The organism is Corynebacterium sp. HMSC055D05 (assembly GCF_001810365.1).
In the GTDB taxonomy this organism is placed as follows: domain Bacteria; phylum Actinomycetota; class Actinomycetes; order Mycobacteriales; family Mycobacteriaceae; genus Corynebacterium; species Corynebacterium coyleae.
Map to the genome: position 1 here is coordinate 91,809 of NZ_KV801081.1, position 20,814 is coordinate 112,622.

The window sequence follows — 20,814 nt, forward strand, 5'->3', positions numbered from 1 at the left end:
TAGAACCAGCAGTAGTAGAAGGAAACATCATCATGGGTTCTCATGCAGTTGCAGATATCCACAGCGAGTCTTTCCCTGAGTACCAGAGCAGGATTGAGGACACGTACATCGAGGGCTACGACCCGGTATCCCTGGGTGCGCCGCACTCGTCCCTGAACCGCAACTTCACCTGGGTTGCGATGGGTCTACTCCTGTCCGCACTGTTCGGTATTGGTCTGGCAGTGTGGGGCTGGGGTGCGATGGTCTACGGCTTTGGCTCGCAGACTCACGGCCTGGCAGAGCGTCTGCTCATCCTGGGCGTCGCTGAGGCAGTGATTACCACGGTGCTCGCCTTCATCCTCATCGGTCTTGGCCGGAAGGACTACAAGGAGTACCGCAAGCGCACTGGCCGCGTGAACTAACGCGCTGGACGCTTTTGCCCTCTTCGTTTCGGCGGAGGGGGCATTTTTCGTGCCCATGTCGGCCATGCTGCTTTAATCGGGGGCATGACTGATCAGTTGATGCCAAGCCCAACCAATGAGGCGGAGCGGCGCCGCGTCCTGCGAAACCACAAGATCGCGGTGACAAGTTTGCTTGGGGTTGCTGCGGTGATCTTCCTTGCGTGCTCGTGGGCGCAATCCCAAGGCGCAACCGCGGCGTGGATTGGTTACGTGCGTGCTGCGGCGGAGGCCGGCATGGTGGGTGGTTTGGCGGACTGGTTTGCGGTGACCGCGTTGTTTAAGCACCCGATGGGGATTCCGATTCCGCACACGGCGATCATTCCGAACAAGAAGGATCAGGTTGCGGGTGCGCTGAGCGACTTTGTCAGCGAGAACTTCCTGAATGCGCGCACGATTACGCAGAAGGTGATGGATGCGGGCATCCCGGAGCGGGTAGGCACGTGGATGGCGCAGCCAGCGAACGCGGAGCGTGTCAGCGAAGAGGTGGGCACGTTCGTGGTGCGCATGGTCGAGGGCATCGATCCGAAGGAGGCGGAGCGGTTCATCGATTCGCAGGTGATCGACCGCTTTGCGGAGCCGATCTGGGGCCCGCCGCTGGGCCGTGCGCTGGAGGGGTTGATTGCGGATGGCAAGGTGGAGCCGGTTGTGGATGACATGGTGGCGTGGGGTCGTCGCAAAGTAAATGGCATGGAGGACACGGTCGTTTCGCTTATCGACGAACGCATGCCCCGCTGGGCACCCCAATTCGCCAAAGACCTCGTGGGGCAACGCGTGTACGACGAGTTGGTGTCGTTCATGGCGGACGTGGACGCGGACCCGCAGCACGAGGCGCGGCGGGCGCTGCGCCGACAGATCAACGACTTCGCGCAGGACCTGCAGTTCGACGGGGAGATGATCTCGCGCGTGGAGGCGCTGAAAGGCGACATCATGGCGTCGAATGCGGTGCGCTCGGCGTCGGCGGGGATGTGGGCGCAGTTGTCCACCGCGTTGGTGGAGGCGGCCTCGGATCCGTCGAGCACGCTGCGCAGGAAGATCGTGGATGCGTCGATGGAGTGGGGCACCAAGCTTCGCGACGACCCCACAGTCCGCGCCGACGCCGAAGCACGCCTGGAAAAGATCACCCACTACGCGGCCGAGAACGGCGCGGAACAGATCGTGGGCATCATCGCGGAGACCATCGAGCGCTGGGATGGGGAGGAAGCAGCGGAGAAGATCGAGCTGATGGTGGGCCGTGACCTGCAGTTTATTCGTCTGAACGGCACTGTGGTCGGTGCACTGGCCGGTTTGGTTATTTACACTGTGACACAGCTCTTGTTCTTTTAGATGAAAGGTAAAACTATGGCTGACAACAATGGCGAGATCCGCAACAACCTCCGCGACGCCGGCGAGGCCCTGCTGCTGGCTGGCTCTTCTCTCGGCGCGGCGCTGGGCAAGGTAGCCGGCGAGCTCTCTGAGCGTTTCCAGTCCACGTCCGATGAGGCTCGCACGAACTTGAACGCGGCGACGTCGGAGGGTGACGTGCGCAACGTGGCCAACAACTTCGTCGACGAGGCGGAGAAGCTCTTCAACTCCCTGCGTGAGCGCGACCTGCAGATCTCCGACGACCTCAAGGAGACTGTGACTACGAAGGTGAACGAGGTGCGCGCTGCGCTCAACGAACGCCTGGATAAGGCTCTTGATGGGGTCGACGACAAGGGTGTTATGAGCGATATCCGCTCGCGTTTCGACGGCCTGGTGGAGCGCCTCCAAGACCAGTTCACCAACACCACCGGTGACGGCGATATTATCGACGGCGAGATTCTGGAGACGGACGAAACCGACTCCAACAACACCGCTAACTAGAAGGTTGGGATATGGATACCGCGGCTCTTGAGCAGATCCAGTTCATCACGACGCTCCCGTCACGCGTGAGCTTCCTCATGCTCTTCGCGGTCGGCATCGCAGGCCTTGCGGCTGCCGGGCTCGTGGCGACGACCCGCCCCGACGCGTTCGAAGCAGCAGGCCGCCAGTCCAAGGGCGCCTGGATTGGCATCCTGGCGCTGTCTGCAGTGGCGTGCATGCTCGGCCTGCCGTTCATCGCATGGTTTGGTGCGGTGGCGATCGGTATCTACTACTTCGACGTCCGCCCCCAGATCAAGAGCATTCTGGAGGGCAACGCGGGCTGGTAGCACGCCCGCGCCGCCGCAGCGGCGTCCGCATCGGCGGCACCGCTTAACCCTGCTGGGTCGTGAACCCGGCAGGGTTTTCTTGCATCATCTGCAGTTCGTTAAAGCTCACGTCGGTGCCCACCATGGAGATTTGGAGGCCGCCGTCGATGACGCGGAAGTCGTCGATACGCATGGTGCTGTTGGCTTCCTGGGCCATGCCGTTGGACAGGGCGCCGCTGATGGCGTCGGCGACACCGTCGGGCAGGTCGAAGCCGAACAGCGAGGTGTTCTCGGCCTCGAGCGCGAGTTGGCCGTCACGCATGGAGGGGCGCAGTTCGACGCCTGCGACACCGCCGCTGAACTCGACGGTGAAGGTTCCGGCCTCGGGGTTCGCGGTGACGTCGCTGACGTTGATGAAGTTGGCCAGGAATCCGGCGTCCTCGCCCATCTGCTGCTCCAACTGCTGGTTGAGCATGGCGCGGACGTACTCGGTGGGCAGATCGGAGGTCAGGTGGAGGGTTTCGGCGACCGGGTCGCCACCTGTGATGTGGACGTTGTCCATCTCTACGACGGCGGCGGGCGCGCCGGTGAAGGTGTTGCCGTCCACGACCAGGGTGGAGTCCTGGTCGATTTTCATGTGGGGGAACTTTCCACCCAGCAAGCCGAGTGTGACTGGCTTCGGGCCGAAGGACACCGAGGTGCCTTCCGGGGCTTCGGACGTGACCTGGTGGGACACGAACGCGCGGATGCCTCCTTCCGCAACGGCGAACAGGAGGAGTACTCCGACGATGATGGAGAGGGTGACTTTCCAGGCTTTGGTCATGCGGGCCAGTTTAGGAACTTGGGGCGATGGCGTTCCACTCGACGGTCACGGAATTGTCGGAAAAGCGGCGCCGCTGGGGCGTGATCGGCCATTTTGCGGCCAGGTCGTCGAGGGCGTGGCGCCAGCGCACGCGCGGGCCGTGGGGTTCCCATCCGGCGGCGTGTTCCCAGGCGGTATCGGCGTCGGTAAGAAATGCGTGGATGGCCTCGCCGGGCACATTGCGGTGGATCAGCGCTTTGGGGAGGCGCTCCGCCACCTCTGAGGGGGTTGCGGTGTGGAAGGGATCCCAGGAGAGGGTTAAGGAGACGGGGCCGGTGTCGTCGAGAAGCAACCATGCGCAACGGCGTCCGATTTCATCGCAGGTGCCTTCGACGAACAGGCCGCCCGGCGCAAGGCGTGAGCAGACGGTGTCCCACACGTCGGGGACTTGGTCGACGTCGTATTGGCGCAGCACGTTGAAGGCGCGCACGAGGTGGGGGCGGTAGCCAGCAAGTTCGAAGCCACCGAGCTCGAAACGCACGCCGTCGCGGGGCGGCAGGACGCGCTCCGGGTCGATCTCCAGGCCCACGACCTCGATGTCGGGGCGGATCTGGCGCAGCCACCCGGCCCATTCGACGGTGGTGGCATGCGAGGCGCCGTAGCCCACATCCACGGCCAGCGGGTCGGGTACGGCTCGCAACAGGGACTGGACCCGCGGGTGAAAGCGGGTCCAGCGATCAGATCTGCGCAGACGATTAAACCCGGTCGTGCCGCGGGTGATCACCCCGTAGGGTTTGCCCGCCGCACCCGGGTTATCGGCGCGGAGATTGTGATAGTGGGGGATTAGAGGTTCTCGCTAATCCACTGCTCGGTGAGCTTCGCTTCGTTTTCCACGATCTCCTCGAGTGCCTCGGCGACCTTCGGCTCGAGGGCAGCGCCCATAAACGGGATGTTGACCTTGGCTTCGAGCTCGTAGTCAAGCTTGGTGTTGTCGCCGTCGCGGGTTGCTGTGTATTCGGCGCCGAGGTCCACCGGGGTGCCCTTGACGTCGCCGGTCATGGTGTGCTTGGCGGTGTCGCCGTCGAGCGCGCCTACGGTGACGACGCGCTTGAGCTTCAGGTCCTGGGACACCATCGCCTGTGCTGCCGGCGGGAGGATAGAGGTCGGCAGAATCTCAAAGAGGGTTGCGGTGTTGTCCGCGAACTCGTTGAGCTCGCCCGGTTCCGGGGAGAGTTTCTCTGCGATGAACTCCCAGTATTCGCGCGTGGCGTAGGCTTGCGCGACCTTTTCGATCGGCTGGTTGATGGTCACAGTGATCTCACTACGTGCAGTCATGGATCACAGACTACCGTTGTTGGCGTGTCAACCCCATCATTTGCCTCTCTGACCACGTTGCGCGTCGGCGGTTCGCCGGCCGAGATCATCGAGTGCACCAGCGCTGAAGCACTCGCCGAGACCGTTGCGCGCCTTGATCGCGCCGGTTCGCCGCTGCTTGTTGTCGGCGGCGGTTCCAACCTGCTTGTTGCGGAAGGTGCGCTCGATCTTTCTGCTGTGTTGGTGCGCAACGAGGGCATCTCGCTTATCGACGACACCACGCTGCGCATCCAAGCCGGCACCGTCTGGGACGACGTGGTTGCCTTTGCTGTGGACCATGGCCTGGGCGGCATCGAAGCCTTGTCGGGCATCCCGGGCTCCGCTGGTGCCACCCCGGTGCAAAACGTGGGTGCGTACGGCTCCGAGATCTCGGACGTGCTGACCCGCGTGCGCCTCTACAACCGCGAGACGGGTGCCGACGAGTGGGTGTCCGCCGACTCCCTCGACCTGGCGTACCGCTACTCCAACCTGAAGTTCACCTCGCGTGCCGTGGTGCTGGAGATCGAGATGGCGCTGGAGAAGACCGACCAGTCGATCCCGCTGCGCCACCTGGGCGGGGAGCGTGTGTCGCTGGCGGAGGCCCGCGCATCCGTGCTGGAGACGCGCCGGGCGAAGGGCATGGTGCTCGACGCGGACGACCACGACACGTGGTCCGCGGGCTCGTTTTTCACCAACCCGGTCGTGCCCACCGCGCTGGCGGATGAGATCGAGGCCAAGGTCGGCGAAGACCACATGCCACGCTTTGCCGCTGGTGAGGGCCAAGAGAAGTTGTCTGCGGCGTGGCTGATCGAGCGCGCCGGCTGCCCCCGCGGATTCCCCGGCGAGGACGCACCAGCGCGCCTGTCCACCAAGCACACCCTTGCGCTGACGAACAGGGGTAACGCCACGGCGGACGACATCGTGGCGTTGGCGCGGAGGGTGCAGGGGGTCGTCGACAAGCAGTTTGGCGTTGAGCTGCACCCCGAGCCGGTCTGGGTGGGACTTTAGCGCTGCTCGAGCTTGGACAGCAGGTCCTCGCGGACCTCGCGGCGGCGTAGCTTGCCCATCTGGTCCTTGGCCAGCTCCTCGAAGTGGTAGAAGGTGCGCGGCACCTTGTAACGGGTGAGGTTCTCGCGGGCGAAGTCCTTCAGGCCGTCGGGGTCGAGGGCGGCGCCGTCGCGAAGCACGACGCAGGCGACAACATCCTCCGAACCGTCGGAGCGTGGACGTCCCACGACGGCGACATCCTCGACGTCCTTGTGGGTGCGGATGACCTCCTCAACCTCCGCAGGGTAGACGTTGAACCCGCCGGTGATGATGAGCTCCTTGATGCGGGAGACGAGCTTGATAAAGCCGTCCTCCTCCATCACACCCATGTCGCCGGTGCGGAACCAACCGTTGTGGAAGACCTTCTCGGTGGCCTCAGGGTTGTTGAAGTAGCCGGAGAACACCTGCGGGCCCTTCGCCAGGATTTCGCCGTCCTCGCCGTAGGGCATGTCCTTGTCCGGGTTGTCCGGGTCGACGATGCGGATCTCGGTGTCGGGGAAGGGGATGCCAATGTAGCCGGGGCGACGGTCCGCGGTCTGCGGGTTGCCCACGATGATCGGCGACGTCTCGGTCAGGCCGTAGCCTTCGACCAGGCGACCGCCGGTGGCGCGCTCCCACTCCTCGATGATCTCCTTCGGCAGCGACGACGCTCCCGAGAAGCCAATCTGGACCGGGGACAGGTCGATGTTTTTCTTCTTCGCCGTCTTCAGGATGCGCTCGAACAGGGTGGGCACACCCGGAATGAATGTTGGCGGGGTTTTCTTGATGGCCTTCATCACAAGAGGCATCTGCGGGGCTGGCAGGAGCACAAGTTCTGAGCCGATCAGCATGGTCAACGTCAACGAGAACGTCAGGCCGTAGGCGTGGAAGAACGGCAGGGCCGCCAGCATGCGCTGGTTGCCCTCTTGGAGTTCCTTTACCCACGCCTGGCCTTGCAGCGGGTTGGCAACCAGGTTTGCGTGCGAGAGTGCCGCGCCCTTCGGCGCGCCGGTCGTGCCGGAGGTGTACAGGATCACCGCGGGGCTTTCCGGAGTGATCTCCGCTGGGGGTTCCAGGTCAGTGCCCAGCCCACCGATGGCGGAGCTGGTCAATGACTCCCATGGCACCGTGTTGCTGCACGGGCCGGTGAGCGCTGCGCGGGCCTCCATCACCTTCGGCAGCGGCAGGCGCAGCGCGAGGTGTTGGGCGCGTGGCATGGCCTTGATCATGTTCACGCTGACCACGGTTTCCAGCGGGGTGTCGGCGCGCAGCTGCTCGAGCGTGTCGGCGGCCTTGTCCCACACGATTGCCACACGGGCGCCGTGGTTCTTGAATTGTGGGCGCAGCTCGTGGGCGGTGTAGAGCGGGTTGTGCTCGACGACAACACCGCCGATCTTCTGCACAGCAAAGAAGGCGGCGACGTGCTGCGGGCAGTTCGGCAGCATGATCGCCACGCGGTCACCCGGGCGAACGCCAAAGGCTTTCAGACCTGCGGCGGCGCGGCGCACCTCGCGGTCGAGCTCGCTAAAGGTCTGGGTGCGGCCGAAGAACCTGGTGGCGGTGTTGTTGCCGTTGGTGGCCAGGTTGTCGTCGTAAAGATCGTTCAGCGTGCGGTTGCCGTACTCCAGCGAGTGGGCGGTCCACTCGGGGTAGTACTGCAGCCAGGGGGCGTCTCCATTGGTTGGGGAGGGTGAAGTCATGGTGACCACCCTACGCCCATCTACCTACGGTTGGGTAAGAAGACTGACGAGAGTGTCGCGAACCTCACGGCGACGAATCTTGCCTGTCTGGTCCCGGTTCAGCTCCTCGAAGTGGTAGAACTCGCGCGGCACCTTGTAGCGCGTCAGGTGCTTGCGGGCGTAGGCCTTGAGGCCTTCGGGGTCGAGCGCGGCGCCGTCGACAAGCGTGATGCACGCGACGACATCCTCGGCGCCATCCTCGCGGGGGCGGCCGACGACCGCGATGTCGTCGATATCCGGATGGCGGCGAAGTACGCCCTCCACCTCGTCCGGGTACACGTTGAAGCCGCCGGTGATGATCATCTCCTTGATGCGCGCCACCAACTTGATCCAGCCGTCCGGCTCCATGACGGCCATGTCGCCGGTGCGGAACCAACCATCGTGGAACGCGTTCTCGTTTGCCTCCGGGTTGTTCAGGTAACCAGCGAAGACCTGCGGGCCACGGGCAAGCAGCTCGCCTGGCTCACCGTCGGGCATGGTGCGAGAAGGGTCGTCCGGGTCAGCGATGCGGATCTCCGTATTGGGGAAGGGGAGACCGATGTAGCCCGGACGACGTGTGCCGTCGAGGGGGTTGCCGGCGAGGATCGGCGAGGTTTCCGTCAGGCCGTAGCCTTCGATGAGGCGCCCGCCCGTGGTGTTTTCCCACAGTTCGATCGTCTCTGCAGGCAGGGTGGATGCGCCGGAGATCGACGTGTGAATCGAGGAAAGGTCGACGTTGTCTTTCTTCGCCCATTCGATGATTTTGGCGTACAGCGTGGGCACGCCCGGCAGCATCGTTGGCCGCGTTTTCAGGATCGCCGACTGGTACAACTGCGGCTGCGGTGCGGGCACGAGCACGATCTGCCCGCCAACGGTCAGTGGCAGGCCGTAGTTCAACGCAAGGCCGTAGATGTGGAACATCGGCAGCACGGCGAGCACCTTTTCGCGCACCGCACCCCAGTCCTCCAGCCACTCGATGCCCGCCTTGAGGACCGAGACGATATTGCGGTGCGTCAGCGGCGCGCCCTTCGGTTTCCCGGATGTGCCCGAGGTGTAGAGGATAAAGGCGGTAGTTTCCGGCTCGATCGGTGGCAAGTGCACCGTGCGAGAACGTGTCCGCAGCAGGTCGGTGAAGTTCATGGTCCCTGGGGCGGGGGCGCTGAGCTCGGCGCGCTTCTTCTTTACTGGCGGAATTGGCAGTGCGAGCAATGCCTTGAGGTGCGTTGGCATTTCGTCGATCATGTTGACGGCCACAACGGTTTCCAGCGGGGTGCGTCCGCGCAGGGAGAGGAAGGTGTCCGCTTCACGGTCGAAGACAATCGCAATCTTCGCTCCGTGGTCGTTGAACTGTGGCTCGAGCTCGTCTGCGGTGTAGAGCGGGTTGTGTTCGACGACGACCGCGCCCAGTCGCAGGATTGCCGTGACTGCGATGACGTGCTGCGGACAGTTGGGTAGCGCAACCGCAACGCGGTCCCCAGGCTGGACGCCGAGTTTGGCCAAGCCGGCTGCCGCGCTGCCGACGTGATCGTTGAGCTCGGCGTAGGTGAGCTCCTTGCCCATGAACCATGTTGCGGCGCTGCGCGGTTGGGTGGCCACGGCCCGGTTGAACCAGCTCACGAGCGTATCTGTGCCGATTTCGGGACGCGGGTTCGTCCATTCGGCGTATTGCTCAATCCAGGCCTGTGTGTCTGCGGCGCCCATTGCATCCTCTCGGTTATGGTCATGTGTAACTAAACGTGTTGCGGAGTATAACTTACTCTTGCGTAGGTTGTGAATGGGTGCGCGCAAGAAATTGATCATCTACACTTGCCCGCATCACATATTTGGGGAAATACGGGGGGATTTTTCATGACCACGTTCCATGACGCCACGCTTCGCGACGCTGTTGCCATGCCGGAGCTTGAACTCACACCACCTGAGGTGCTCGATCAAACCAACCTGGTGGATCCGGTGAAATCGCCGCCGAAACAGGGCTGGCGCAAAATGATCCACACCGCCACTCGTGGTCGCATCAACCCGGGCGGTTCGCGCAAAGAGCTCGAGGAGCAGCAGCTTATCGACGCCATCCGTGCGCCCCTGCGCGGCGACTACCGCATTGCGGTGATGAGTCTGAAAGGTGGCGTCGGCAAGACTACGACCACCGTTGCCCTTGGAGGCGTGTTTGCACAGACCCGCGGGGATCGCGTCATCGCCATCGACGCCAACCCGGACCTGGGCACACTTGCCCAACGCGCAGCAACCGCGCCACCGGCCACCATCCGCGACCTGCTCCACGCGCCGGAAACACACCGCTACCCGCAGGTCCGCGCCTTTACTAACCAGGCAGCATCGCGGCTCGAGGTGATCGGCTCCGAGCGAGACCCGGCGGTCTCCGAGGCGTTTTCGGAATCCGACTACCGCCACGCCATCGACATCCTGCAGCACCACTACAACGTCATTCTCACCGACTGTGGCACCGGCCTGATGCACTCCGCGATGGCGGGCGTGCTCGACCTGGCCAACGCGCTTGTGCTGGTCACCTCACCTGCTCTCGACGGCGCGCAGTCCGCATCCGCGACCCTCGACTGGCTCAACCTCCACGGCTACGACCAGTTGGCCGCCAACGCTGTCGTGGTCGTTTCCTCATCCGCACCGGGCAAGCCGACCATCGATATGGGCAAGGTCACCGAACACTTCGCCTCGCGCACGCGGGCGGTGCACACGATCCCGTACGACAGGCACTTGGCGGAAGGTGCGGTCGTCGATTTGGAACGCATGGCCCCGGCAACCCTGAAGTCCTATCAGCACCTGGCGGCTACGGTGGCGGCGGACTTCGGTGCGTGGCACCGGCACGCGGCGCACTAAAGGCCTTTGTAGACCTCGCCACGCGGCGCGATGCGCAGTACTTCCACTAGAACGACTTTTTGCTGAACTGAGTAGATGATCCGGAACCCGCCAACCCGGATTCGGAAATCGTCGTAGCCGGTTAATCGGACACAACCGGCGGGGAATGGATTAGCGGAGAGCGCTTGTAAGGCTTCGGTAATTCGCTCGAAGGTGTTTCGGTCGCTTCGTCGAATTTTTCTGAGGTCACGACTGGCTTGGTTGGTGAGCTCGACTTGGTATTTCATTGACACCCCCTAGAAAATGTGTACAGTGTGTACCAACTGTACACAGTATGGATGAAGGGGTGGTGCACTGTGAAAGCGCCGGAAGACGCAATTGCGCTTGTTGAATTGCGGAATCGCTTAGGTGAGACGGTTGACCGAGCGAATTATGCAGGTGAGCGGGTGTTGATTACCCGGAACGGGAAGTCTGCTGCAGCTATCGTGCCGGTTGAAGACTTGGTGCTGTTGGAAGAGCTAGAGCAGGTCGCTGACCGCGAACTGCTACGCCGTGCCCGTGAGGAGGACGACGGAACGAGGACACCGCTCGAGGTGGTTCTCAAACAGCTCGCTGAGGAAGACTTGCAAAGCCATACCAACGCGCAGTGACGCAGGGTTTTGCGCCGCGCTAATCTGGCCCGCATGCGCGTCGCCATGATTTCAATGCACACCTCTCCGCTCGAGCAGCCGGGAATCGGTGATGCCGGTGGCATGAACGTCTACGTTCACAACATTGCGACCCAACTGGCCCGCCAGGGCACGCAGGTGGATGTGTTCACCCGTGCGACGCGGCCCAGCCAGGGCGAGATCGTCGAGGTCGAGCCAGGCTACCGGGTGATCAATATCGTCGCCGGGCCGTATGAGGGGCTGGAGAAAGAAGACCTGCCGACCCAACTCGCTGCGTTCGCCGGCGGGGTGGTGCAGTTCTGCCGAGCAGACGAGCGCTCTTACGGCCTGATCCATTCCCACTACTGGCTCTCCGGCCAGGTGGGGTGGTTGCTCGCCGACCTTGCTGGGGTGCCGCTGGTGCACACCGGGCATACGTGGGCGGCGGTGAAAAACGCCTACGGTGTGGGTGGCTCGGAGTCGGAGGCGCGCCGTATTTGTGAGCAGCAACTCGTGGACAACGCCGAAACGCTCGTGGTCAACACCGAGGATGAAACCAGCGAGCTTGCCCGCTTCTACGACGTGGACCCGTCGAAGATCTCCGTGGTCAGCCCTGGTGCGGACACGGAACTGTTCACCCCTGGCACGAACCGCAACACGGAACTTGCACGCCGCCACCTGGGCATTCCGTTGCACGCGAAGGTGGTTGCGTTCGTCGGCAGGCTGCAGGATTTCAAGGGCCCGCAGGTGTTGTTGCGCGCGATGGGGGAGGTCGTGCGCCGCGCTCGCGTCGAAGGCCCGCTTCGCGTGATCATCTGTGGTGGGGCGAGCGGGTCCGGCTCCTCGGTGGAGCACTACCGTGCGATCGCGGACGAGGAGGCGCTGGGTGCCACCGTGCGTTTCCTTGGCCCGCGTCCGCCTGAAGAACTCGTCAGCATCTACCAAGCAGCGGACGTCGTCGCGGTGCCGAGTTACAACGAAAGCTTCGGCCTGGTCGCTGTGGAAGCGCAGGCCACAGGTACGCCGGTGGTGGCGGCGAAGGTCGGCGGGCTCCCGATCGCGGTGTGTGACGGGGAGACCGGCCTGCTGGTGGGCAGTCACGACACCAACGAGTGGGCGGACGCGCTGGAGCGGTTGCTTATCGACGACTCCACGCGCATCCACATGGGCGAATCCGCCGTCCGCCACGCGGCCCGGTTTAGCTGGGCGGCGTCGGCAGACCAGCTCGCGGGCGTCTATAAGCAAGCGCTCGACGGTTACGACCCCTGTGAGGCTCCCCGGATCCCCGGCGGCAACTAGCGGATGATCGCGTTCACGGCGGCGCTGATCTCACCTGCACGCTGGTTGGCTGCGGCACCCGCACGTCCGGCAAGCTCCTGCGCTGCGGCAACCGGGTCTGCTGCTTGGGGAAGACGCTGCGCCTCCCCGGCGAGGCGAGCAGCATCAGCCTGGGCACCGTTGACTGCGCCGGTGAGTTTGTGGAACTTCGACGGTGCCGGCGCGGGCTTGTTGGCGGCGGCTGGGTTGTGCTGGGCGATTTCGTCGCGAAGCGTCGCAAACTCCGCGCGCGGCGCCGGCTCAGCAGGAGTAAACGCCTGATTTACCTGACCGTCGGGGATGCCGTAGGCGGACTCGAGCGCACGATCGATCTGCTGGGAGTTGCCGAAGGGGCCGTATCCAATGATGGTCAACCCGATGGCCTCGCCCGTGCGCGGGTCGTAGTTGATGCCGCCGGAATCACCCGAGGCGTAGTTCAACCCGACGTGCCAGATGAAGTTCTGTGTACGGAACACCTGGGTGCCGCACGAGCGGCCGGTGCGCATGCCGTCTTTGCAGATGGGCTGGCCAAAGTTGTCAAAGCTGATCAGCTCGTTGCCCAGGCTGCGGTAGTCCTTCACCCCGGTGATCGCCACGTTCCGGGAAGGTGCAGAACCCCACTGGTCGCGGGAGGTGGACCAGCCGGAGGCAGAAACGCCTGGGTCGAGGCGGACCATGGCCCAGTCGGGCTCGTCGATAATGCGGTAGAAGTCCATCAATTCGCCGTTGCCCAGCTCGAACTTCTTGCGCTGCGTATCAATGGTGCCCACGTGCGGGTAGCGCACCCCGCCACCACTTCGTACCGGCGCGTACACCTCCGGGCGCACCGTTTTATCGTCCACGTCGAAGCAGTGCGCGGCGGTGATCATGATCCGCTTCGTCTGCCCGTCAGGGGTGCGCACCACACCGGAAGGGCCCTGGCTGCAGCGCGAGGTGTTGGCAAAGGAATCAGAGCCCTGAAACAGCGTGGCCACAGGCGCGCCGGGGGCGGCAAGCGCAGGCGCTGCGGCAGCAGATGGGGCAGTGGTCAGTGCCGCGGCGACAGCAACCGCGGCGGCGTAGCGAAAAACCTTGAGCATGCCCACGACACTAAACCTCTTTCGTGGCATGCTTAAAGTCATGGGTAACGGAAAGTTGATTCTTGTACGTCACGGTCAAAGTGAGTGGAACAAGTCGAACCAGTTCACCGGCTGGGTGGACGTCGACCTGACAGAGCAGGGTGAGCGCGAAGCCGTCAACGCCGGCAAGCTCATGGTTGAAAAGGGTGTCCTGCCGGACATCGTGTTCACTTCGCTGCTGCGTCGCGCGATCCGCACCGCCAACATTGCGTTGAACGCAGCGGACCGCCACTGGATCCCGGTTGTGCGCAACTGGCGCCTCAACGAGCGCCACTACGGCAAGTTGCAGGGCCTGAACAAGGCGGAGATCCGCGACAAGTACGGCGATGAGCAGTTCATGGAGTGGCGTCGTTCCTACGACACTCCGCCGCCGGCGATTGACATCGATAACGAGTACGCGCAGACCAACGACCCGCGCTACGCGTTCCTGCCGGAGGTGCCGCGCACCGAGTGCCTGCAGGACGTTGTGCGTCGCTTCCTGCCGTACTACGAGGAGGCAATCTTGCCGCAGCTGCTGCAGGGCAAGACCGTCATGGTTGCGGCGCACGGTAACTCCCTGCGTGCGCTGGTGAAGTACCTCGACGGCATTTCCGACGAGGACATTGCGGCGCTGAACATCCCGACGGGCATGCCGCTGCTGTACGAAATCGGCGAGCGCGGCAAGGTGCTCAACCCGGGCGGTACCTACCTCGACCCGGAGGCTGCCGCTGCTGGCGCTGCCGCTGTGGCTAACCAGGGCAAGAAGTAGCGCTTAGGCTGTGTCGCCAGTTCTTGCGTTTATTCTCGGCGCGCTCGTCGCCGTCCCCGCTGCCCATCTCGGGCGGCGGGCATTGCGTTGGTATGCCCGAAACAGTGCGGACGACCACGATGAACACACAGGCGTGAGCACTGTCAGCGATATGTTGCACCTGGTGACACAGGGATCGCCCACCGGCATCGTCGTCGTTGGAAGAAGTGGCAAGGTGCAACTGTCCAACGCGCGTGCCCACGATATGTCGCTTGTGCACGACGGCACCGTCAACCCCCGCGTATTCGATGTTGCGGAGCAGGTGATGGACGATGCGGAGCAACGTGTCATCGACATGGAGATGCCACAGCGCACCACCGGTAACCGCATCCGTAACGTGCGCGCGGTAGTTGCTCCGTTGACGCTGACGGATAACTCGTCGGTGATCATTTACGGCTCCGACGAGTCTGAGAATGTGCGGATGGAGCACGCGCGGCGTGATTTCGTCGCAAATGTCTCGCACGAGCTCAAAACCCCCGTCGGTGGCATGTCGCTGCTGGCGGAGGCGCTTCTACAAGATCCGACTGACCCGGAGATGGTCGAATACTTCGGCGGGAAACTGCACAAGGAAGCGCACCGCATGGGGGAGATGATCACGGACCTGATTGCGCTGTCGAAGTTGCAAGGCGCGGAAGCGCTGCCCGACATGGCGCCAGTGCGTGTCGACGACATCATCGACGAAGCCGTCATCCGCAACCACGTCACCGCCGAAAACCGCAAGATTGAAATCAACCGTGGCGCCCCCACTGGGCTGTACGTGCTCGGCGACAAGTCGATGCTCACAGTGGCGGTGGCCAACCTGATATCCAACGCGATCAACTACTCGCCGGATGGGCAGCCGGTGAGCATCACGCAGAAAACGGTGCGCGACAAAGCGGTGCTGATCCGTGTCACGGACCGCGGGATCGGCATTGCGCCCGAGGACCAAAAACGCGTGTTTGAGCGGTTCTACCGGGTGGATAAGGCCCGTTCTCGCTCGACAGGTGGCACTGGCCTGGGACTGGCGATTGTCAAGCACGTGGTTGCCAACCATGGCGGTAACATAACCGTGTGGTCTAGGCCCGGCACCGGCTCAACGTTCACCATTGAGTTGCCGATCTTTGACCCGGAATCTGTTCACGCCTCTGCTGGCAGAAAGGAACTTGAGCAGCAGTGACGACCATCCTTATCGTCGAGGACGAAGAGAACTTATCGGACCCGCTCGCGTTTTTGCTGGGCAAGGAAGGGTTTGAGACCAAGATCGCGCCGGACGGTCCGACGGCGCTGCAGCTCTTCGACTCTGAAAACATCGATCTGGTTCTGCTGGATCTCATGCTGCCAGGGATGAGCGGCACGGAGGTGTGCCGGAAGCTGCGTGCGGAGTCGTCGGTGCCGATCATTATGGTCACGGCGCGTGACAGTGAGATCGATAAGGTTGTCGGCCTGGAGCTGGGGGCGGACGATTACGTGACCAAGCCGTACTCCACCCGCGAACTCGTCGCCCGCATCCGCGCGGTGCTGCGCCGCGGCCCGGAGGCGGAAAGTGCGGAGGATGCCGACGACCAGCTGCTGAAGGGCGGCCGGGTGGTCATGGACATCGACCGTCACACGGTGCTCGTGGACGGCCAGCCGGTGCCCATGCCGCTCAAAGAGTTCGATCTGCTCGAGTACCTCATGCGCAACGCCGGCCGCGTGCTCACCCGCGGCCAGTTGATCGACCGCATCTGGGGCGCCGACTACGTGGGCGACACCAAGACCCTGGACGTGCACGTCAAGCGGTTGCGTTCCAAGATCGAGGCGGAGCCGAAGCGCCCCACTCAGCTGGTTACCGTGCGCGGCCTGGGTTACAAGTTCGAGGCCTGATCCGTCGCGGGGTGGGTGGCTTTCGCCTCCTGCGGCAGGTTCGCGCGAGCCTCGCAATGCTTTGCGACGATCGCATACGGGACCTCACCAATCAGCGCAATCAACTCGTCCTTCATGGACTGCCAAATCGGCTTGAGGCTGCCGTTGTTCGGGGTGTGGCACTGCGGTGAGGCGGTGCACCACCAGTCGAAGTCCTCGCCGCCGTCGCCCCATTGGCGGCGGTCGTACTCACCGATGGTGGTGCGCAGGATCTCGTGGCCGTCGCTACGCTCTTGCCATTCATCCTCGCGGGAAAACGGCACCTGCCAGCACACTTCCGGCTTAGTGCCAACGATGTTGTGGCCTTCCGCCATCGCCCACTGGTGCAGCGCACAGCCCGCACCGGTCGGGTGGCCGGGGCGGTTAGCAAAGATGCAAGCGCCGTCGACCACCTTTGTCTTGATGTGCGGACCGTCGTCCTCTTCATCGCTGTCGTCCCACTCCAGCCACGGTTCGAGCCACGTGGGGTCGTCAGCCTTGAAGAACTCATCCGTGTCGGCCGGACGCAACTGCCAGTACTTCGCCGGCATCAACGCAACGGAGTTATATACGGTGTCGCGGTCTTCTTCGTCGGCAATGTATGCGCCGTGGATGCAGCAGCCGACCGCCTGGTTGGATTCGTCGATACCCAGGCACTGTGACGTGCCAAAGCGGCATGACCACGTGGACTCGAGCCAGGTCAGATCTAGCGAAAACGTGTGGTCAGGGTCCTCCGGGTGGACAAACTCAAACCATTCGCGCGGGAATTCCTGGGCCGTTTCCCTGCCTGCCGCAATGGAGCGACCTGCCGGGGAATCTGCCGGAAAGCCAAGAAAAACAGGATTCGGGGCTGGTTGATTCACACTTGCACACCGTAGACCCGTTACGCTGAGGTGGTGCGATTAGGTGTATTAGACGTCGGAAGCAACACCGTCCATCTTGTGGCGGTCGATGCATACGGTGGCGGACGCCCCACCCCGATGAGTGACTGGAAGCAGCCGCTGCGGCTTGTCGAGTTGCTGGATAAGAAAGGCAACATCGAACAAAAAGGCATCGACAAACTTGTCGACGCCTGCCAGGAAGCAGCCGACCTCTCCAACAATCTCAAGTGCCAAGAGGTCCTTGCCTTCGCCACCTCGGCAGTACGCTCCGCGACGAACTCCGAGGACGTGCTGAAGCAGGTGAAGAAGAAAACCGGCGTGGATCTGGAGATCCTCTCCGGCGAAGAGGAAGCACGCCTGACCTTCCTCGCTGCCCGCCGCTGGCACGGCTGGTCCGCCGGCCGCATCACCAACCTGGACATCGGCGGTGGCTCGCTCGAGATTTCCTCAGGCACCGAAGAAATGCCGGACCTGGCAGTGTCGCTGGACCTCGGCGCTGGCCGTCTGACCCACGAGTGGTTCGACACCGACCCGCCAGAGCGTAAGAAGATCAACATGCTGCGCGACTACATCGACGCGGAACTCGCCGGCCCCGCCGAAGAATTTAAAGCACTCGGCGAGGTAGGCCTGGCGGTGGGTACGTCGAAGACGTTCCGCTCCCTTGCCCGCCTTACCGGTGCAGCACCATCGTCGGCAGGTCCGTTCGTGCAGCGCACCCTCACCGCACCCGGTTTGCGCCAGCTCATCGCGTTCATTTCACGCATGACAGCAGCGGACCGTGCGGAGCTCGAAGGCATCAATGCGGACCGATCCCACCAGATCGTCGCCGGTGCCCTCGTTGCCGAGGCTGCAATGCGCGCACTAAATATTGATAAGTTGGAGATCTGCCCGTGGGCCTTGCGTGAAGGCGTGATTCTGAAACGCATCGACCAGGGCGGTTTGAATGCCGATAAAGGAGACGACGAGTAAATGGCCGACAAGCAGCTCACGGTAGCCGAGCTCCTCGCGCGCGCCGAGAAGGAAAATCCTTCGGCCACACGACGCCCCCGGCGCCGCCGCAGCCTCGAAGACGGTGGCGTTTCGGTCGCCGAGCTCACCGACTCCTTTAAGAAGGTCAACGTCAAACCTGTCGAGGCGAAGCACTCGAGCGTGCCTATCGACGCCCCCGCCGAACCGGCAAAGACCGTCAAGCAGGAGAAGCCAGGGGAGAAGCCTGCGGAGAAGCCTGCCAAGCAGGAGAAGCCTGAAGAGGCAGTGGCCAAGGCGAAGCCGACTCAGGCTCCGCCTGCCGAGGACGACACCCACGTCATTCCGGTCGTGCGCGAAGGCGCTGCCAAGCCGGCAGGGAAACCGGCAGAGAAACCTGCAGGGAAACCGGCGGAGAAGCAGGTAGAGAAGCCTGCGGAGAAGCCTGCAGCACAGGCCACGGCACCTGCGGCAGCTGTGGCGGCTCCTCAGTCGGAGGAGAAGCCGGTAGATGAGGTAGTCGTCGATAAGCAGGATGCGGAGCTCGACCTGTTCGAGAACGACCTGCCTGACGAGGACGTCCGCGACATCGAAGTCGAGGACGCCTCCATCAACCCGATTCTGATGGTGCTGCTCGTTGGCCTGGGCGTGCTGCTGGGTGTGCTTGGGTTCCTGGCATTCAAGTGGCTGTGGGCGCACGTCATCCCAGTTGTTGCGGTGCTGCTTGGCATCGTCGCAGTGGTCGGCGTGGTTTTCGGTGTGCGTGCGATGCGCACCGGACGTGATGGTCTGAACATGGCGCTTGCAGGTATCGCTGCAGCAGTTATGGCATTTGGGCCCGCGTTGATCTAAACATGGCAACCATGGCAAACATCGCAATTGTTGGCGCCGGAAATATCGGCGAAGCGCTCCTGTCGGGTCTGATCCAGTCCGGTTACGACCCGGAGAAGATCACGGCGACGAATAGGTCGTCGCAACGCAGCGAAGTATTGCGTGAGCGCTACGGCGTGCGCACCACCAACGACAACCACGAAGCCGTACAGCACGCCGACGTCGTGTTCCTGTGCGTGAAACCCGCGGGCATCCTCGACGTCATCGCCGAAATTGGCGAAGGCTTTGGCGACGCCGACAACACCCCGGTCCTGGTCTCTATGGCAGCAGGTATCACGCTGGCAGCGATGGAAGAGGCAGTGGCGCTCGCAGGCGCCCCGATCGCGCGCGTTATGCCGAATACGCCCATGCTCGTCGGTAAGGGCGTGCTTGCGGTGACCTACGGGCGTTTCGTTGACGACGAGCAGCGGCAGACCGTCGATGAACTGCTCGCCGCCGCCGGCGAGGTTGTCACCGTCACCGAACCGCAGATCGACGCAGTGACCGCAGTGTCCGGCTCCGGCCCTGCGTACTTCTTCCTTGTCACCGAAGCGATGGTGGACGCGGGCGTGTCCCTCGGCCTGCCGCGCGACCTTGCGGAGCGTCTGGCTAAGGCCACCGCGGCCGGTGCAGGCGCGATGCTGGAAGGCGAGGATGGGCCCGTGCAGTTGCGTGCCAACGTTTCGTCCCCGGCAGGCACAACCGCGCGTGCAATCCGCGAGTTGGAGGAGTCCGGTCTGCGTGGTGCGTTCTACCGCGCGATAGAGGCCTGTGCGCGCCGGTCGAAGGAACTTGGCGAGGAATAACCCCGGTAGTCACACCCGTCACAACTGATGCTGTGTGTTCACTACCTGCACTCTGAAAAAATTCTCTCCCTTAAGTCGCACTCAACCCATGTTTCACGTTAGGGTGGTTGGAGCACGTGCGTGTTCGTCCTGCGGGAGGGGAAGCCTGCAGCGCGTTTGCGTGCCGAGAGGTAAGAATTAAGTGGTTAATGAAGATAAAGGAAAGTTCCTGACGGTCGCCGAAGTCGCGGAGATTATGCGCGTCTCCAAGATGACCGTCTACCGCCTCGTTCACTCCGGCGAACTGCCTGCCGTCCGCGTAGGCCGTTCGTTCCGTGTCAACGAAAACGCGGTGAACGAATACCTGGAGTCCTCCGTCTACGACGTGGGGTAAAACCACTCCAGACCCCTACGAAACGCCCGTTCCCACCTGATTTCAGTGGGGGAACGGGCGTTTTCGGTTTTTGGCTGCTGGTCTGCACGCCTGTATGCTTGGCGTGTTCAGGTTGGCCACAACCTGTGGGAGTGTGCACCTCCCACTGTTCCGCGCAAGCGGTCGTGCCGACCACGTACGTACGAAGCAACGTTAGAAAAGAGGAAGCCTTATGGGTTCAGTTATTAAGAAGCGCCGCAAGCGTATGTCGAAGAAGAAGCACCGCAAGATGCTCCGCCGCACTCGTGTGCAGCGTCGTAAGCTCGGCAAGTAAGCCAAGCGCCGCCCGCCTCCGTTTTTGTGGAGGCGGGCTTTTTGTTTGCCTTCCGTGGAGCGGATGGTGGGGTGTGGGTGTGTCCCTATATATGGCGTCGGATTGGGGTTGGGGCGGATGGTGGGGTGGTGTTCTCCTGGTCTGTGGGCTGATCGTCTAGCTGGGCTTGTGATGCTGCTAGACGGTCTCGTTTTGGCCTCTGTGTTTGCCCTGGTGGTGTTGGGGTTGTTTGTCGTTATGGGGCTGATCGTCTAGCTGGTGTTTCAGGGAGCTAGACGATGAGCGTTGGGGTGGTGGACTGGTGTGTTCGTGGGGTTGAAACACGGTGTTTTCGTGTCTTGAGGCCTGTTATGGCGTGTGCGCTCGGAAAACGGGGGTAATTTGCGGGGGTAAGCAGGTGGTGCAGATTGCTGAACAATCCGCACGTCACACCCATTTCGAGGCGTTTTCACAGTCGTTGAACAATCCTCCCGACCGTTTTAGGGCTGTTTTGGAGTGTTGTTCCGGCATTTCCCCAGGTCGCGATCCGGCAGGGCGGGTGTTGGCTGAAAACACCCTTAAACCGCA

At 62.9% G+C, this 20,814-nt stretch carries 24 protein-coding genes; 16 read left to right on the forward strand and 8 right to left on the reverse strand.

Translation table 11 applies throughout. From position 1 onward, the window contains the following. Positions 1-32: 32 nt before the first annotated feature. From HMPREF2734_RS10355 to HMPREF2734_RS10370, 4 genes are all read left to right on the forward strand, one after another. Positions 33-401: a hypothetical protein gene (locus tag HMPREF2734_RS10355; RefSeq protein ID WP_070570843.1), complete on the forward strand. Its 369-nt coding sequence runs from the start codon at positions 33-35 to the stop codon at positions 399-401. An 84-nt stretch (positions 402-485) separates the two neighbouring features. Then, complete coding sequence (locus HMPREF2734_RS10360) at positions 486-1,763, forward strand: DUF445 domain-containing protein (RefSeq protein WP_246816823.1); 1,278 nt, start codon at positions 486-488, stop codon at positions 1,761-1,763. A gap of 15 nt (positions 1,764-1,778) precedes the next feature. Next, the gene (locus tag HMPREF2734_RS10365; RefSeq protein WP_070421509.1) at positions 1,779-2,282 is read left to right on the forward strand and encodes a CGLAU_01105 family protein; all 504 of its coding nucleotides are present in this window, start codon (positions 1,779-1,781) and stop codon (positions 2,280-2,282) included. Between the two features lie 11 nt (positions 2,283-2,293). Next, complete coding sequence (locus HMPREF2734_RS10370; protein WP_070570844.1) at positions 2,294-2,608, forward strand: DUF2516 family protein; 315 nt, start codon at positions 2,294-2,296, stop codon at positions 2,606-2,608. A gap of 43 nt (positions 2,609-2,651) precedes the next feature. On the opposite strand, the gene HMPREF2734_RS10375 is transcribed toward HMPREF2734_RS10370, so the two are convergent. From HMPREF2734_RS10375 to HMPREF2734_RS10385, 3 genes are read right to left on the reverse strand one after another with little or no spacing between them, the layout of a single operon-like run. Then, positions 2,652-3,410 carry an LmeA family phospholipid-binding protein gene (locus HMPREF2734_RS10375; RefSeq protein ID WP_070570846.1) on the reverse strand — a complete coding sequence of 253 codons (759 nt, stop codon included), beginning with the start codon at positions 3,408-3,410 and terminating at the stop codon, positions 2,652-2,654. 10 nt (positions 3,411-3,420) lie between these two features. After that, complete coding sequence (locus tag HMPREF2734_RS10380; protein WP_070453166.1) at positions 3,421-4,233, reverse strand: class I SAM-dependent methyltransferase; 813 nt, start codon at positions 4,231-4,233, stop codon at positions 3,421-3,423. Continuing rightward, complete coding sequence (locus HMPREF2734_RS10385) at positions 4,233-4,724, reverse strand: DUF2505 domain-containing protein (RefSeq protein ID WP_070421584.1); 492 nt, start codon at positions 4,722-4,724, stop codon at positions 4,233-4,235. The genes HMPREF2734_RS10380 and HMPREF2734_RS10385 overlap by 1 nt, the downstream gene beginning before the upstream one ends. A 24-nt stretch (positions 4,725-4,748) precedes the next feature. On the opposite strand from HMPREF2734_RS10385, the gene HMPREF2734_RS10390 reads away from it, so the two are divergent. Next, positions 4,749-5,750 carry a UDP-N-acetylmuramate dehydrogenase gene (locus tag HMPREF2734_RS10390; protein ID WP_141750478.1) on the forward strand — a complete coding sequence of 334 codons (1,002 nt, stop codon included), beginning with the start codon at positions 4,749-4,751 and terminating at the stop codon, positions 5,748-5,750. Here HMPREF2734_RS10390 and HMPREF2734_RS10395 read toward each other — a convergent pair. Together HMPREF2734_RS10395 and HMPREF2734_RS10400 are read right to left on the reverse strand one after the other, a co-directional pair. Next, a complete protein-coding gene (locus HMPREF2734_RS10395; RefSeq protein ID WP_070570848.1) occupies positions 5,747-7,468 on the reverse strand; it encodes a long-chain-fatty-acid--CoA ligase in 1,722 nt (573 codons plus the stop codon). The genes HMPREF2734_RS10390 and HMPREF2734_RS10395 overlap by 4 nt on opposite strands. A gap of 24 nt (positions 7,469-7,492) precedes the next feature. After that, the gene (locus tag HMPREF2734_RS10400; RefSeq protein ID WP_371440438.1) at positions 7,493-9,286 is read right to left on the reverse strand and encodes a long-chain-fatty-acid--CoA ligase; all 1,794 of its coding nucleotides are present in this window, start codon (positions 9,284-9,286) and stop codon (positions 7,493-7,495) included. A gap of 48 nt (positions 9,287-9,334) precedes the next feature. On the opposite strand from HMPREF2734_RS10400, the gene HMPREF2734_RS10405 reads away from it, so the two are divergent. Further along, entirely contained in the window at positions 9,335-10,330 is a 996-nt protein-coding gene (locus HMPREF2734_RS10405) for a MinD/ParA family ATP-binding protein (protein ID WP_246816824.1), read from the forward strand. Here the strand turns inward: HMPREF2734_RS10405 and HMPREF2734_RS10410 are convergent. Further along, the gene (locus tag HMPREF2734_RS10410) at positions 10,327-10,596 is read right to left on the reverse strand and encodes a type II toxin-antitoxin system RelE family toxin (protein WP_070421505.1); all 270 of its coding nucleotides are present in this window, start codon (positions 10,594-10,596) and stop codon (positions 10,327-10,329) included. The genes HMPREF2734_RS10405 and HMPREF2734_RS10410 overlap by 4 nt on opposite strands. A 69-nt stretch (positions 10,597-10,665) precedes the next feature. Between HMPREF2734_RS10410 and HMPREF2734_RS10415 the strand changes: the two genes are divergently transcribed. Beyond that, entirely contained in the window at positions 10,666-10,959 is a 294-nt protein-coding gene (locus tag HMPREF2734_RS10415) for a type II toxin-antitoxin system prevent-host-death family antitoxin (RefSeq protein ID WP_246815475.1), read from the forward strand. Between the two features lie 33 nt (positions 10,960-10,992). After that, positions 10,993-12,255 carry a D-inositol-3-phosphate glycosyltransferase gene (gene mshA / locus HMPREF2734_RS10420; RefSeq protein ID WP_070570850.1) on the forward strand — a complete coding sequence of 421 codons (1,263 nt, stop codon included), beginning with the start codon at positions 10,993-10,995 and terminating at the stop codon, positions 12,253-12,255. Here the strand turns inward: mshA and HMPREF2734_RS10425 are convergent. Further along, positions 12,252-13,352, reverse strand: coding sequence for a chymotrypsin family serine protease (locus HMPREF2734_RS10425; RefSeq protein WP_070570852.1), 1,101 nt, complete (start codon positions 13,350-13,352; stop codon positions 12,252-12,254). The two genes, mshA and HMPREF2734_RS10425, sit on opposite strands and share 4 nt — an antisense overlap. Positions 13,353-13,392: 40 nt before the next feature. Between HMPREF2734_RS10425 and HMPREF2734_RS10430 the strand changes: the two genes are divergently transcribed. Genes HMPREF2734_RS10430 through HMPREF2734_RS10440 form a run of 3 tightly spaced genes read left to right on the forward strand, consistent with a single transcriptional unit; the run spans position 13,393 to position 16,020 of the window. Further along, on the forward strand, positions 13,393-14,139 hold the full coding sequence (locus tag HMPREF2734_RS10430; protein ID WP_070421582.1) for a phosphoglyceromutase: 747 nt from the start codon (positions 13,393-13,395) through the stop codon (positions 14,137-14,139). A gap of 10 nt (positions 14,140-14,149) precedes the next feature. Beyond that, positions 14,150-15,334 (forward strand): sensor histidine kinase, encoded by a 1,185-nt coding sequence (locus HMPREF2734_RS10435; protein ID WP_210384758.1) that lies wholly within the window; start codon positions 14,150-14,152, stop codon positions 15,332-15,334. Next, positions 15,331-16,020, forward strand: a complete 690-nt coding sequence (locus tag HMPREF2734_RS10440; protein WP_070570854.1) for a response regulator transcription factor — start codon at positions 15,331-15,333, stop codon at positions 16,018-16,020. Before HMPREF2734_RS10435 ends, HMPREF2734_RS10440 begins: the two co-directional genes overlap by 4 nt. Here the strand turns inward: HMPREF2734_RS10440 and HMPREF2734_RS10445 are convergent. Then, positions 16,002-16,901 carry a DUF3109 family protein gene (locus HMPREF2734_RS10445; RefSeq protein WP_070482911.1) on the reverse strand — a complete coding sequence of 300 codons (900 nt, stop codon included), beginning with the start codon at positions 16,899-16,901 and terminating at the stop codon, positions 16,002-16,004. The two genes, HMPREF2734_RS10440 and HMPREF2734_RS10445, sit on opposite strands and share 19 nt — an antisense overlap. A gap of 33 nt (positions 16,902-16,934) precedes the next feature. Here HMPREF2734_RS10445 and HMPREF2734_RS10450 point away from each other — a divergent pair, with 33 nt between their 5' ends. The 5 genes from HMPREF2734_RS10450 (at position 16,935) to HMPREF2734_RS11645 (ending at position 20,247) form a co-directional block, all read left to right on the forward strand. Beyond that, a complete protein-coding gene (locus tag HMPREF2734_RS10450; RefSeq protein WP_070482908.1) occupies positions 16,935-17,888 on the forward strand; it encodes a Ppx/GppA family phosphatase in 954 nt (317 codons plus the stop codon). Beyond that, the gene (locus HMPREF2734_RS10455) at positions 17,889-18,737 is read left to right on the forward strand and encodes a DUF2339 domain-containing protein (RefSeq protein ID WP_070570855.1); all 849 of its coding nucleotides are present in this window, start codon (positions 17,889-17,891) and stop codon (positions 18,735-18,737) included. An 11-nt stretch (positions 18,738-18,748) separates the two neighbouring features. Beyond that, positions 18,749-19,561 (forward strand): pyrroline-5-carboxylate reductase, encoded by an 813-nt coding sequence (gene proC, locus HMPREF2734_RS10460; protein WP_070570871.1) that lies wholly within the window; start codon positions 18,749-18,751, stop codon positions 19,559-19,561. A 181-nt stretch (positions 19,562-19,742) separates the two neighbouring features. After that, positions 19,743-19,934, forward strand: coding sequence for a helix-turn-helix domain-containing protein (locus HMPREF2734_RS10465; RefSeq protein WP_070421497.1), 192 nt, complete (start codon positions 19,743-19,745; stop codon positions 19,932-19,934). Between the two features lie 211 nt (positions 19,935-20,145). Next, positions 20,146-20,247, forward strand: coding sequence for a 30S ribosomal protein bS22 (locus HMPREF2734_RS11645; protein WP_003855542.1), 102 nt, complete (start codon positions 20,146-20,148; stop codon positions 20,245-20,247). Positions 20,248-20,814 lie beyond the last annotated feature (567 nt).

Coding starts and splice junctions, on each gene's coding strand:
- HMPREF2734_RS10355 (WP_070570843.1), top strand. CDS start 33: ATGGGTTCTCATGCAGTTGCAGATATCCACAGCGAGTCTTTCCCTGAG.
- HMPREF2734_RS10360 (WP_246816823.1), top strand. CDS start 486: ATGACTGATCAGTTGATGCCAAGCCCAACCAATGAGGCGGAGCGGCGC.
- HMPREF2734_RS10365 (WP_070421509.1), top strand. CDS start 1,779: ATGGCTGACAACAATGGCGAGATCCGCAACAACCTCCGCGACGCCGGC.
- HMPREF2734_RS10370 (WP_070570844.1), top strand. CDS start 2,294: ATGGATACCGCGGCTCTTGAGCAGATCCAGTTCATCACGACGCTCCCG.
- HMPREF2734_RS10375 (WP_070570846.1), bottom strand. CDS start 3,410: ATGACCAAAGCCTGGAAAGTCACCCTCTCCATCATCGTCGGAGTACTC.
- HMPREF2734_RS10385 (WP_070421584.1), bottom strand. CDS start 4,724: ATGACTGCACGTAGTGAGATCACTGTGACCATCAACCAGCCGATCGAA.
- HMPREF2734_RS10395 (WP_070570848.1), bottom strand. CDS start 7,468: ATGACTTCACCCTCCCCAACCAATGGAGACGCCCCCTGGCTGCAGTAC.
- HMPREF2734_RS10400 (WP_371440438.1), bottom strand. CDS start 9,286: ATGATCAATTTCTTGCGCGCACCCATTCACAACCTACGCAAGAGTAAG.
- HMPREF2734_RS10405 (WP_246816824.1), top strand. CDS start 9,335: ATGACCACGTTCCATGACGCCACGCTTCGCGACGCTGTTGCCATGCCG.
- HMPREF2734_RS10410 (WP_070421505.1), bottom strand. CDS start 10,596: ATGAAATACCAAGTCGAGCTCACCAACCAAGCCAGTCGTGACCTCAGA.
- mshA (WP_070570850.1), top strand. CDS start 10,993: ATGCGCGTCGCCATGATTTCAATGCACACCTCTCCGCTCGAGCAGCCG.
- HMPREF2734_RS10425 (WP_070570852.1), bottom strand. CDS start 13,352: ATGCTCAAGGTTTTTCGCTACGCCGCCGCGGTTGCTGTCGCCGCGGCA.
- HMPREF2734_RS10430 (WP_070421582.1), top strand. CDS start 13,393: ATGGGTAACGGAAAGTTGATTCTTGTACGTCACGGTCAAAGTGAGTGG.
- HMPREF2734_RS10455 (WP_070570855.1), top strand. CDS start 17,889: ATGGCCGACAAGCAGCTCACGGTAGCCGAGCTCCTCGCGCGCGCCGAG.
- proC (WP_070570871.1), top strand. CDS start 18,749: ATGGCAAACATCGCAATTGTTGGCGCCGGAAATATCGGCGAAGCGCTC.
- HMPREF2734_RS11645 (WP_003855542.1), top strand. CDS start 20,146: ATGGGTTCAGTTATTAAGAAGCGCCGCAAGCGTATGTCGAAGAAGAAG.